Raw genomic sequence first — 13,227 nt, 5'->3', positions numbered from 1 at the left:
CGATTATGTCTAGTGTCCCATCACCAATGGTATCTACAACCAGCCATCCCTATGAAGACAGCTCTATCACCGAAGGTCTTGTGCTGCCACTTGCAGGTCATTGCTTTCATTGCGGTGATCCAGTGCCACAGCCGCCGTTTCATGCAGAGATACTAGGTCAGTCGCGTGAGATGTGCTGTATGGGTTGTCAGTTAGCCTCTCAAAGCATCGTCGAAGCTGGACTTGAGCAATACTATCTTGATCGCTCGGAGATTAACCGTACGGCAAGCTTGCCTACTCAGTTGACTCGCCTCGAAGCATACGATCACGACGAGATAAAATCGCAATTTGTCTATGCGCAAGATGGTCTGTCAGTGGCGGAGCTGTCTGTCAACAACCTGCGCTGTGCTGCTTGTACTTGGCTGATTGAATCGCGCTTAGATGAGTTGGACGGCATTAGCAAATGTCAGGTGAACTTGACCAACCAGCGTATGCGAGTAACTTGGAATGAAGAAAAGCTACCAATTAGTCGCATTCTAGCTGTCATTAATGAAATCGGTTACGAAGCCAAGCCGTATCGGCAAGACACCCATGAGGCCATGCTAGCACGTCATAACAATCAGATGATATTGCGTCTAGGTATCGCCGCTTTGGGTGCAATGCAAGCAATGATGTATGCCGTTGCCCTTTATTTTGGTGAATATAGCGACATGTTGATATTTCAGCGGGATTTTTTGCGTTGGGTATCTCTATTTGTTAGTACACCTGTTTTCTTTTATGCTGGCACACCTTTTTTTACGTCAGCATGGTCAGCGATTCGTGCCCGCCAAGTCAATATGGATGTGCCTGTTAGTCTGGCTTTGATTATCACTTTTTTTGCCAGTCTCTATGCCACGGTTACTGGGCAAGGAGAGACGTATTACGATTCAGTCAGTATGTTTATTTTCTTCTTATTGGCAGGGCGTTATATTGAGCATAATGCGCGTTTAAAAGCGGCCACCATGGCCAATGATCTGGTGGTGGTTGAGCCTGTACTGGTACAAAAGATCGCTGAGGACAAAGAGGCGGCCGAGCGCATTTTACAGCAGCTAGAGCAAAATGTGCTCAATAAAGCGGCTCTTGATAAGGAAAGTGAAGACACTAGCAAACAGGTCAATGACTTGGATTTGAATGAGGCACGCCCACAAAGTGCCTCAAACTCTATGCCCAATTTTATGCAGAGCATGGATGTCAATGTCCGTGAAATAACGTCACGTATTGCGCAAGACTGGCAGCAGATACGTAATCAACCAAGAGTTTTGTCAGCACTAAAAGATAATACAGAAGAAAAGCAGATGGTGACTGCCCACAGCTTACAAGTGGGTGACATTGTTATGGTTGAAGCGGGTTCTGAGATTATTAGCGATGGTATTTTGCTCAGTCCAACCGCAACGGTATCGCAAAGCCTGCTAACGGGCGAGGGCGACTTAATTATAAAGACACAAGGCGATTATATCGTCGGCGGTGCGCAAAATGATAGCCAGCCATTTGAGATGTTGGTCACGGCACTACCAGAAGACAGCCAAATTGGCTTGATTGATAGATTAATGAACCGTGCCATGAGTGAAAAGCCAAAGCTGGCACAGCAAGCAGATAAGCTGGCACGTTGGTTTGTCGCGCGCATTTTAGTATTGTCAGTCTTGGTCTTTATTGGCTGGTACATAGTCGAGCCAAGCCAAGCCATTTGGGCGACGGTCGCGGTATTGGTCGCGACGTGTCCTTGTGCACTATCTTTAGCGACACCAATTGCCCTAACGGTGGCGACCAATCGATTGGCCAGCTATGGTTTTTTGACGACACGAGGGCATACATTGCAGACGCTCGCTGAAATAACCCATGTGGCTTTTGATAAAACAGGGACACTCACTTATGGCAAGCCAAATTTACTTAATCTTGAGCTGATAAAACCAATAAATCAATCCGAAACGCAGGATACGGAGTTAGCCGAACAAAAAGATGACATATTAGCTATCGCGGCCGCGCTAGAAGTGGGTAGTCGTCATCCAATCGCTTATGCATTGCTCACCGCTGCTTATCAATTGCATCTGCCTGTGACGCAAGCTTTACAGCATTATCCAGCAGGTGGCGTACAAGCGGTAATTGATGGAGTAGTATACCGAATTGGACATGTGGATTTTGCTCTAGATAGACTCAACAACGATGCCACTGCAAATAATGATTTGACCATTGATTTGGTTGCACAGCGAGCCAGCTCAGCGGTTGTCTTGTCTTGCCAGCAAAAAGACTCAGAAATTTGGCAAGCGCTGGCGTGTTTTTACTTTAATGACAAAGTACGTGAGAATGCAAAAACCATGCTTGATAGGCTCAAAGAGTTGGGTATTGAGTCTGTCATGCTGACTGGTGACCCAAGTCCACAAGCACTGGTTATGGCTGAAAGCTTGGGCATGCAATATGCCTATAATGGTTTGTCACCCATGGACAAGGTCAATCATATTCAGCAGTTGCAAGCCAAAGGGTCAATAGTGTTGATGGTCGGAGATGGCATCAATGATGCACCCGTATTAGCAGCGGCAGATGTTTCGACCTCAATTGCTGGGGCAGCGGATTTAGCGCAAGTATCGAGTGACAGTATTATCCTAAATGGACAAATCGAATCCATCACTGCTGCCAAACGTATCGCCGATAAAACAGAACGTATCATTAAGCAAAACTTCCGCTGGGCACTTACTTATAATGGCATTGTATTAATACCAGCAGCGCTAGGCTATGTACCACCTTGGTTGGCTGCTATTGGTATGTCACTAAGTTCATTGCTGGTGGTATTGAACGCACTGCGTCTAAAACGTGCTTAATTCGAGTAACCCCTAATTTCATTCATAAAAAAACCGCCTCCAACTATATATAAATAGCTAAGGCGGTTTTTCATTTAAAATGATCGTTAGGTGCTTTTTAGACTAGTCTTGTAAGTAGCTTAGCAGACGCATAAATTCGATGTACATCCACACTAGTGTGGCAAGGATGCCGATACTGAATAACCATTCGTAGTCTTCAGAAACGCCCATTGCTACACCGCGATCAATATTATCAAAGTCTAACAAAAGCGTAAAAGAAGCGATAACAATCACAAACAAGCTAAAACCAATAGCGATTACGCCACCTTCAAATAAGAAGGGTAAGGTTGAACCAAATGCTAAAGAAAGCACCCACTGTGCTACGTAAACAAGCATAATAGCAATAACGGCTGAGGTCACAATGGAGCGAAATTTTTCGGTCACTTTAACCAGACCTGAACGATATAAGCCTAACATTACCGCTGCTGTCACAAAAGTTGCACACATAGCCGTGACTGGCACGCTTGGGTACATTCTCATAAAGAACAGTGAAATACCCCCCAAGAATATACCTTCTAGAAGTGCGTAAGGCACAGCTAAGGTTTTGGCTTTTTGTGGCTTAAAGGTGATAAAAAGGGCAAGACCAAAAGCGGCAAACATACTACCAAAGGCGGCCATCGTAATAAAACCTTGCGACAGACCAGCCATAAGGGCATAAAAGAAAAAGCCCACACCCGTGATGGCTGATAATCCAAGTAATAGACTGGTCTTTTGAATCACACCCTTGACCGTCATTGGATTACCGCCGATCGCAAGTTCTGCGCGACTGACAATAGGATTGGCCATACATGTATCCTTAATAATAAAATATAAACAATATAGATATGAGCTACTTTAGCAAACCCGCCATTATTGTCAACTGTGTTTACGTGACTGTCAGCTAAGCAGTGTGGCAGTCGAAAGTTGCTAATGGGCTTATATATAAAATGGTAGAGGTGGCTCAACGAACACGTCCAAAACAACGTGTGATGGCTTTTATATGGGGTTGATTACGACAGTTAACAACGATTATTCATAAACCTACTAGTCTCAGCACGCATTTATCGTTATTATTGCTTGGTATTTTACCGTTATACCGAGTCGTTTTATGGAAAACTCAGCGCAGTCAGCAAGATTGCCACATTTACATGAATCAGAGCTGTTCCACGCTATCAAAAATCCTGCTTTTAGGCGCATTGGTCTGATGGGGCGTGCGGGTAAGCGCAGTGTCACACAAAGTCTGGTGCAAATTGCCCAGACGATCAATGATATGAATCTCACATTGATTATGGATGTGCAAACTGCCAACTTGCCCACGTTAGATCTCATGGAAATCGAAAAAGTCAAAATCGTTAAGCGTGGCTTGATCGGTGAAATTTGTGATTTGGTAATCGTCGTCGGCGGTGATGGCTCAATATTACACGCTGCTGAGGCGCTGGCACGTTACCGTGTGCCTGTATTAGGCGTCAATCGTGGCCGTCTAGGCTTTTTGGCCGATGTAAAACCTGGGGAAGCTGCTTTTAAATTGCGCCAAGTATTGATGGGCGATTATCAATTGGATCATCGTTTCTTATTGACCATGGAGATACGAGAAGGGCGTAATATCATCCATGAAGACATGGCACTCAATGATATCGTGTTGCATGCTGGCAAATCGGTACACATGATTGACTTTCAGATGAAAATTGACGGTCAAGATGTTTATAGACAGCATAGTGACGGTTTAATAGCGGCCACACCGACGGGTTCTACGGCTTATGCCTTGTCTGGCGGCGGTCCTATTATTCATCCAAGTATGGATGCGATTTGTCTGGTGCCTATGCATCCGCATACGCTATCTAGTCGACCGATAGTGGTGAGCGGTAATAGCGAAGTTTGTATTCGCATTCATGAAGACAACCGCACTCAGCCGATGGTCAGTGCAGATGGCAAGCCAAGTGTCCCACTTGAACAAGAGCAGCGCCTTTATATTCGTAAACATCCGGATAAGCTCACTTTATTACATCCGCCAGGGTTTGATTTTTATGAGGCTTGTCGCACAAAGTTGCACTGGAACGTCCATGCAGAAGAATTCAGTCTTGATGGTGATGATGATATTATGGACGATGAATAAGCGAATCTGTTATATAAAGAACGTTATATAGAAAATAGTGGTGGAGAGTAAGTAAAATGGACAAACAAACGATATTAGCAAGTCTAACACCAGAAGTGGTCGATAAGTTTCGTATGGCAATTGAGTTAGGTAAATGGCCTGATGGCCGTAAGCTAACTGCTGAGCAGCGCGAAACTTGTATGCAAGCGGTGATGGTTTGGGAGCACGAACATCTACCGCCTGCTGAGCGTACTGGCTACATTCATAAACCAGTAAAAGAAGATGGTTCTATCGTTGGCGCTGAGTGTGATGTCGAGCATGAGCATCATTATCCCAATATGCCCAATCCTAAAGGTGCGGTACAGCCCATTAAGTTTCGTGACAAATAAACTTCTTCTCAATAATGAGTCACAACGAAAAAGCCACGCTAGTTAGCGTGGCTTTTTTGTGCTCGACAGATAATTAAAGTGCAGTGGTATCAACACTAGGGCGCACCGTTAAAGGGTTTTTTTGCATCAAAAACCCTTGCCAGCCCCAATGTAAAAAATTACGAATATTGGCATGATCGGTACCATTAGGAGTGGCTTGAACTTTGGCATAATGCTCGCCGAATAGTTTTAGCGTATCTAACTGATTCAAACCATGATGCTTGGCAAAACCAAAAATCTTCGCACTGCCTTCATTTTCACCAGCTGCATTATGTACCATGCCATTAACAAAAGGAGCAGGTGCATAGCGATAAAAATCATCAATAAAGCTGATGACATCATTGAATCCAATGGCTTTTTTATTCAAACCATTAAGTAGAGCCGATACATCTGATTGGCGAATACTCATAAATAAATGACCTCAGAGCAGATGAAAAAAAGCAAAGACACAGTATTTCTGAAAATATAATATCTACGTGTACTCAATAGTTATTAATAATTAAGCGTTAAACCTCACAGCTTAGCGATTAAAGTAGTCTTCGTCATCGAATGAAGGCGCAAAACTGCCTTGCTCAAGATGTTGCATTTGCGACTGTACAGAACGCTCATGCTGAATACGTTGGTAAATCTCTTCGCGGTGTACGGCAATGTCTTTAGGTGCGTTCACACCGATACGTACTTGATTGCCTTTGACACCTAATACAGTCACACTGACTTCGTCACCAATCATTAGCGTTTCGCCCACACGGCGTGTCAAAATTAACATGCGTCACACTCCTTATGTCGCATCAACAAATTATTACTCATTAGATCACTTCTCAATTGCAGGACATCACCGCAGCATCAAACATGCAATGTATTAATCATAACCACAATGCTAAATGTTGTGCCAATAACGGCAATGATAGGTAGATTCATTTAGCCCAAATGAAAGCCCCATTATAGGGGGCATAACAGATGGTGTCACGGGTTTTCACAAAACTATTGGGTAAATACTCACCCTAGCAATAATAGAAAATAAAAATAGGATCTAAAAAGACCCTATTTAATTTAAGTATTATTGAAAGTAACGAACCATCAATTAATAAAACCGTGAAAACCGAGTTTTTATATTTACTGGTTTTAAGCGATATATTTCAACGCTGAACTGGTATAAATTTTTCTGGCTTGCTGTGCCGTTGCTGCCAGAGGCGGCGAAAAATTCATACCAGTCCCGCTGACTCGTTTTTATACTGAACTTATTATAGTCCAGCGATTTTACTTTCACCATCTTCGCGATCAAGACCAAATGCGGTATGTAATGATTTCACCGCTTTTTCTAAATGCTGATCTTGAATCAGAACAGACACTTTAATTTCACTGGTCGATATCATTTGGATGTTGATATTGTTTTCAGCCAAAGTCTGGAACATGAGACTAGCAACCCCTGCATGTGAGCGCATACCAACACCCACTAGAGAGACTTTAACCACTTCGCTATTGCCCAATATTTCTTTGGCACCAATCTCGTCTTTGACTTCCTCATTGAGTACTTTCATGGTTTTGTCTAAGTCAGAACGGTTGACCGTAAAAGTAAAGTCTGTCGTACCATTGACCGATAAATTTTGCACAATCATATCGATTTCGATATTGGCGCGACCAATCGGACTTAAGATAGCAGAAGCGATACCAGGGTGATCAGGTACACCGCGTACTACAATTTTTGCTTCGTCTCGATTGAATGCGATACCTGAGATGATTGCCTGTTCCATACTGTCTCCTTCGTCTATCGTAATTAGGGTGCCAACGGTGTCTTGAAATTCTTGGTCAAAGCTACCGTCGGTATTTTCATCAAAGCTAGAGAGTACACGCAAAGGTACACCGTATTTACCAGCGAACTCGACTGAGCGAATTTGGAGGATTTTAGAGCCTAGACTTGCCATTTCCAGCATTTCTTCAAAAGTGATTTTTTCAAGCTTTTTGGCTTTTGAGGTCACGCGAGGATCGGTCGTATAGACGCCATCGACATCGGTATAGATTTGACACTCATCCGCGCCTAATGCTGCGGCAATAGCAACACCCGTTGTATCAGAGCCGCCGCGACCCAACGTAGTGGCATTACCGTCTTCATCAATACCTTGAAAGCCTGCTACGATGACGATATTGCCAGCTTCTAGTTGTTCACGAATATTTTTGTCATCAATGCTTTCGATACGTGCTTTATTATGGGCATTATCGGTTTTGATGGCTACTTGACGACCAGTGAATGAACGGGCACCAATACCAAGCTCTTTAATCGCCATAGCGAGTAATGAGATGGATACTTGCTCACCCGTCGAGACCATTTGGTCATATTCACGGGGATCAGGCTGGTTGCTAATCTGGCGTGCCAGATCAATCAAACGGTTGGTTTCGCCGCTCATGGCAGATACCACGACGACCACTTGATGACCATTGTCATGCCAGCGTTTGACTCGTTTGGCGACGTTTTTAATGCGGTCGATACTGCCCATCGAGGTACCGCCGTATTTCTGTACTATTAACGCCATAAAAACCTACCTATTATTCATTAATGGTCTTTTTTATCATTGATGAGAGTCAATATGACAGTCGATCAATGCTGGTATAGATAAAGCAGTATTATAAAAGTTGCACCCATGTCTTTTATTTATTCACCATGGCTTTTAACCGAATGAAAGATGTATTCAAACGTTGACCTTTATATCATATCTGTGACATAAGGTTAAGTGCGCATGCGGCTTAGATATATGGCGATTGGTTATAATAGCTATAACCAATCGCGTATCTTGCGTACGTAGAACAGAAGTGCACTCTGCTTAAACGCTTAGCCGATTTGGGTTTCAATCCAAGTAGGTAGCGCATTAATAACCGCCGAGCTGTCACTAGACTTTGGCGCGCCGCCTTGCGCATAGTCAGGTTTACCGCCGCCTTTACCGCCAAGCTCACTGGCCAAATGGCGAATAATATCACCCGCTTTTACTTTAGCAGTGAGAGATTTTGCCACACTGGCTGCCAGTGCCAACTGCTCGTCTTTATCGCCAATCAGGACAATGATGCTATCGGGCAGTTTAGATTTGATGTCGTCCATCAGTGTACGAATGGATTTGCCATCGATACCGTTTAAGGTGCTGATAAGAACTGGTGTGCCAGCGATGGTCTGAACATCATCAAGCAAATTCGCCGCTTGTGCGCTGGCTATTTTTTGCTGTAAACGCTCTAATTGTTTTTCTAGGTCACGCTGCTTATCAGCCATGGTACGTACACGCTGCGCCACTTCAGGACGCTTCACTTTTAGCTGACTGGCAAGCTCGCTCAGTTGTTGTTCGCTTTGTTGAATGTTTTTAATCGCATTCATGCCAGTAACGGCTTCGATACGGCGAATGCCAGCGGCGATACCTGATTCGCTGGTAATTTTGAGGATGCCAATATCACCCGTGCGCTGTACATGCAAACCACCACATAGCTCGATAGAAAACGGTTTGCGCTGACCGTCTACAATGCTATCTGTACCCATGGTGAGAACGCGAACGTCACTGCCGTACTTTTCGCCAAATAGCGCCATGGCACCTTGGTTCATGGCTTCATCGATAGACATGTTTTCAATGCGAGCAGGCGTATTGGCCTGAATTTGCTCATTGACTAGGCGCTCTACCCGCATAATCTCAGCAGCGCTAACTGGCTTGTCATACGAGAAATCAAAACGCAGGACATCGCTTGAGACCAGTGAGCCTTTTTGCGTGACTTCCTCGCCCAATACTTCCCTTAATGCTGCATGCAATAGGTGAGTGGCAGAGTGGTTTTTGGCACTGGCCGCACGGATACTAGAGAGTACCTGAGCATCTGCCGTTTGTTTGACATTAATGTCACCCATAGTGACCACACCATAATGAATAATGGCCTGCCCCGATTTTTTGGTGTCTTGAACTTCAAAGACGCCTGTCGCGGTGCGAATTTCGCCCAGCTCACCAACCTGACCACCACCTTCGGCATAGAAAGGTGTACGGTCAAGTACGACAACACCTTCTGTTCCTTCGGTTAAGCTGTCGGTTGCATTGCCGTCTTGATAAAGTGCATTTACAGTAACGCCATCTTCTTCTAGTTGTTCATAACCAATAAATGTCGTTGGCGTCTCTACTTGGATAACGCTGCTATAATCGACATCGAATTTGCCAGCATCGCGAGCACGCTCACGTTGCGCTTGCATATGCTCATCGAACTCAGCTTCATCAATCGCAATACCGCGTTCACGCGTGATATCAGCGGTCAAATCAATCGGGAAACCATAAGTATCATAAAGCTTAAATGCTGCTTCTCCAGATAGGGTGTCACCATCTTGCAGGCCTTCAAGTTCGCTGGCAAGCAAACGCAACCCTTGTGCCAATGTCTTGGCAAACTGCGCTTCTTCTTTTTGAATAGCGTTTTCTATGACGCTTTGCTTGCTTGCTAGTTCTGGATAGGCTGTGCCCATTTCAGCAACCAGTGGCGCGACCATTTTATAAAAGAAATCACTGTCTGCGCCAAGTTTATTGCCGTGACGAACGGCACGACGAATCACACGGCGCAATACATAACCACGGCCTTCGTTACTTGGGGTAACGCCATCAGCAATCAAAAATGCCACGGCACGGATATGATCAGCAATGACTTTTAGTGACGATTGTTGTTCATTGTTAATCTCTAAAATCTCAGCCGCTGCATTCATTAAGTGAGTGAATAAATCGATCTCATAGTTACCATGAACGCCTTGCATAATCGCACTAATACGCTCAAGCCCCATACCTGTATCAACGCTTGGCGCAGGGAGTGGCAATAGCGTACCGTCTTTTTGACGATTGAATTGCATGAATACGCAATTCCAAATCTCAATATAACGGTCACCATCTTCTTCAGGTGTACCCGGCAAGCCGCCTTCGATATCTGCGCCATGGTCATAAAAGACTTCGGTACAAGGGCCGCAAGGGCCAGTATCACCCATCGTCCAAAAGTTATCTGACGCGTAAGGTGCCCCTTTATTATCGCCAATACGAATGATACGCTCGCTTGGAATACCAATGTTTTTATTCCAAATCTCAAACGCTTCATCATCGGTTTCGTAAATAGTCACGTATAGGCGGTCTTTATCAATGGCAAGCCAATCGCTAGAAGTCAAAAACTCCCAGATATACTCAATACCTGCTTGTTTAAAATAATCGCCAAACGAGAAATTACCGAGCATTTCAAAAAACGTATGATGACGTGCTGTGTAGCCCACATTGTCCAAATCATTATGTTTGCCACCAGCTCGTACGCATTTTTGCGAAGTGACGGCACGCGTATAATCACGTGGCTCCATACCCAAAAAAGTCTCTTTAAACTGATTCATACCGGCATTGGTAAATAGCAAGGTCGGGTCATTATGTGGAATCAGGCTAGACGATGGCACTGGGGTGTGCTGCTTGCTTATAAAAAAATCGATAAAGGCTTGGCGAATATCGGCTGAGCGAAATGGCTGGCTCATAGCGGCTCCTTACTGACGGATAGAATTGAGTATATTAAGTAAAATAATTTTGCAAGCGATTTTAGCACAAACGCCCAAGCTCTTGATACAAGAGTTACAACTGCTGGGTTATTCTGCGGATAAGATCAGCAGGTTCATATACTAAAAAGTGTCGGTTAGCATATTGGTTAATTGGTCAAAATTGCCGCATCGGTTTCATCAAGCTTATCTTGTATCAATGGATGGGATTCAATCACTTGTACTGGCAAGTAGCGTAATTGCAATTTGATCGGTAAATAATCGGGGAAATTTTCTTTCATATCTTGGGTAATGGTTGATTCGATTTGACGCACATCAGATGAGCTGGGCGTTGTTTCACCACGAATGACAGCACGTACTACCTGATTGTCGTCTATAGTGTCGAATTGAGTATTGGTCAGTACATTGCCTTTATCGATAAAGTAGTTGTTGATGGTTTCTTTGACATTATTTTCAAACGCCTGTTGCTTGGCGTTGGCTTGTAGATTGATGGTCAGATATGTACCAAGCCCACCTAGTAGCAATAGCGTCACCGCGTTACGCTGCAAAAAAGTCAGATAGGTATTTGATTTATAATCGTCATCTACTAAGCGCCGAAAACCCAATAGCCATAGCACTAATGCATTGGTAAATTGGATGGCAATGATGTTTGTCAATGCCAACAGAGCCGCCCCAAATCCCAGTGTCAATTCGCCATGAGCGAACAATATACCGCTGGCCGCTAAGGGCGGCACCAATGCCGTTGCTACCGCCACACCGACCACCGCAACAGACAGATGCGGAGACACCATCGCGTAAGCACCTGCTGTCCCGCCCGCTAAAGCGATCATTAAATCCATAGAGGTTGGCTGAGTACGAGACAATATCTCTGCTGTCAGCGGCTGAGTGCTATGCAATAAGCCAATGATAAAGCCGACGAGGATTACTAGTAATACACCAGCGGCAACAGCAAACAATGACTTGCGCAGTAACGGCATACGATAATCAATGACCGCGAGTGCTACCCCTGTGATAGGGCCTAGCATCATAGCCACCAACATTGCCCCAATGACTACAGCGGCAGAATTGGTAATTAAGCCGTAACTGGCGATGATAGCGGATAGCGCATTCATCACAAAGTACATTCTGGTCGGCAGCGCATTGGCCTCAATCCTGACACGTACTTCAGGGTAATCGACTTTTTGTTTGCTGAATTGCTCTGCTACAAATTGCTTATAAGATTCAAGCTTGGCTTCTTTTTCTTCTTTGACTTCTTCCTCTTTGTCACTTAGCGGCTCTGCATTATCTGTGACGTCAATATCTTTAACATCAGTATTTTCGTCTTGGCTAGCAGTCGGTATGTGATTGACTTGAGTTGTATTTTTATTTTTGGCGTTGTCGTTTGCTTTTCGCCGATTGGCTGAAGATTTATCCGCTTGCTCTATTGACGTATTTTGCTCGTCAATAGGGTGACTATCTTCTGTTTCAAGAGCCGTTTCCGTTTCAGGTGAATTGGCAGAACTTGTTTCTGCGGCATTCACAGCCTCCACTTGAAAAAAATCTGATTCTGACTTTATAGCAACGGACTCTTCAGAGGTTGACTCAGACTCAGATGGTTCTAGTGTTGCTACTGCTACATCTTCGCTGATCGACTCTATCACTATATTGGCTTCAGAATCCTGAGTACATGCCAAGTCTTTATCTTCCACCATCTCAGGATCATCTATCACCGCAGCATCAGCCACTGTACTAGGTAAAGTATCTTGATTATCCAAACGATCAGTAGAAGTTGACGAGTTTTGTAGATTCGATGAGTCAGGCGCAGCGCTTTTTTCGGATGAGGTCATAATAGAAAACTTTCTTAAAAGAGAACAGAAAGTCATTATTGTAATGATAAACAGATAAAAATATATGAGTTTTTTGCGATTTACGAAAAGAGAAATAGGTGAATAGAGGTGGTCAAAAAGTAATATTTAAAACAATGCAGTGCTTGCGATAAAAACCTTAATAGTAACAAGGTTTTTTCTGAGAACCATTGAATATCAGTGGCCACAAGGTTCAAAAGAAACACTTAATTTTATTGTGGGTTTAGTGTATAAAGATACTATATCCACAATAAAAGTAAGGATTAGGTAATGAACTGGCCATTATTTTCTGTAGTTTTTACCATTGCATTAACAGTCGTTATTGGTGTACTTATGGTTACCGCTTTGGTGACAGGGTTCAATGAAATTGTCCATATTCGAATCGTTATCGCCACGGGCTTGCTGTTGAGTTTGCCTATCAGCTGGTATTTCAGCAAAAAACTAGGCAATATTACTGGGAACGAAGAAGGCTACGGCGCTTAATATTGCTGGTAAAACT

Annotated in this window: 9 protein-coding genes and 1 pseudogene; 4 read left to right on the top strand and 6 right to left on the bottom strand. The window is 44.0% G+C overall.

The annotated features are described in order from the left end of the window. Positions 1-5: 5 nt before the first annotated feature. Positions 6-2,831 (top strand): heavy metal translocating P-type ATPase, encoded by a 2,826-nt coding sequence (locus M917_RS11240; RefSeq protein ID WP_021814970.1) that lies wholly within the window; start codon positions 6-8, stop codon positions 2,829-2,831. A 102-nt stretch (positions 2,832-2,933) separates the two neighbouring features. On the opposite strand, the gene M917_RS11235 is transcribed toward M917_RS11240, so the two are convergent. Next, positions 2,934-3,656, bottom strand: a complete 723-nt coding sequence (locus M917_RS11235) for a Bax inhibitor-1/YccA family protein (protein WP_021814969.1) — start codon at positions 3,654-3,656, stop codon at positions 2,934-2,936. Between the two features lie 301 nt (positions 3,657-3,957). Between M917_RS11235 and M917_RS11230 the strand changes: the two genes are divergently transcribed. Continuing rightward, the gene (locus M917_RS11230; RefSeq protein WP_021814968.1) at positions 3,958-4,962 is read left to right on the top strand and encodes an NAD(+) kinase; all 1,005 of its coding nucleotides are present in this window, start codon (positions 3,958-3,960) and stop codon (positions 4,960-4,962) included. A 56-nt stretch (positions 4,963-5,018) separates the two neighbouring features. Beyond that, positions 5,019-5,330: a YeaC family protein gene (locus tag M917_RS11225; protein WP_021814967.1), complete on the top strand. Its 312-nt coding sequence runs from the start codon at positions 5,019-5,021 to the stop codon at positions 5,328-5,330. Positions 5,331-5,403: 73 nt separating this feature from the next. On the opposite strand, the gene M917_RS11220 is transcribed toward M917_RS11225, so the two are convergent. The 5 genes and pseudogenes from M917_RS11220 to M917_RS11200 all read right to left on the bottom strand — a co-directional run bounded on the left by M917_RS11220 (position 5,404) and on the right by M917_RS11200 (position 12,710). Beyond that, positions 5,404-5,778 (bottom strand): HopJ type III effector protein, encoded by a 375-nt coding sequence (locus M917_RS11220; RefSeq protein WP_010199421.1) that lies wholly within the window; start codon positions 5,776-5,778, stop codon positions 5,404-5,406. Between the two features lie 189 nt (positions 5,779-5,967). Next, positions 5,968-6,135, bottom strand: a pseudogene (csrA, locus tag M917_RS11215) (carbon storage regulator CsrA); the annotation flags it as partial. A 475-nt stretch (positions 6,136-6,610) separates the two neighbouring features. Next, positions 6,611-7,897, bottom strand: a complete 1,287-nt coding sequence (locus M917_RS11210; RefSeq protein WP_021814966.1) for an aspartate kinase — start codon at positions 7,895-7,897, stop codon at positions 6,611-6,613. Positions 7,898-8,193: 296 nt separating this feature from the next. Continuing rightward, positions 8,194-10,866, bottom strand: coding sequence for an alanine--tRNA ligase (gene alaS, locus M917_RS11205; protein ID WP_021814965.1), 2,673 nt, complete (start codon positions 10,864-10,866; stop codon positions 8,194-8,196). A gap of 167 nt (positions 10,867-11,033) precedes the next feature. Further along, a complete protein-coding gene (locus M917_RS11200; RefSeq protein ID WP_021814964.1) occupies positions 11,034-12,710 on the bottom strand; it encodes a TIGR00341 family protein in 1,677 nt (558 codons plus the stop codon). 288 nt (positions 12,711-12,998) lie between these two features. Here M917_RS11200 and M917_RS11195 point away from each other — a divergent pair, with 288 nt between their 5' ends. Further along, on the top strand, positions 12,999-13,211 hold the full coding sequence (locus M917_RS11195; RefSeq protein ID WP_021814963.1) for a hypothetical protein: 213 nt from the start codon (positions 12,999-13,001) through the stop codon (positions 13,209-13,211). The last annotated feature ends 16 nt before the right edge of the window (positions 13,212-13,227 follow it).

The organism is Psychrobacter aquaticus CMS 56, assembly GCF_000471625.1.
GTDB classification, from domain to species: domain Bacteria; phylum Pseudomonadota; class Gammaproteobacteria; order Pseudomonadales; family Moraxellaceae; genus Psychrobacter; species Psychrobacter aquaticus.
Note: the sequence above shows the minus strand (reverse complement) of the source record. Positions and strands in the feature narration are given on the sequence as shown.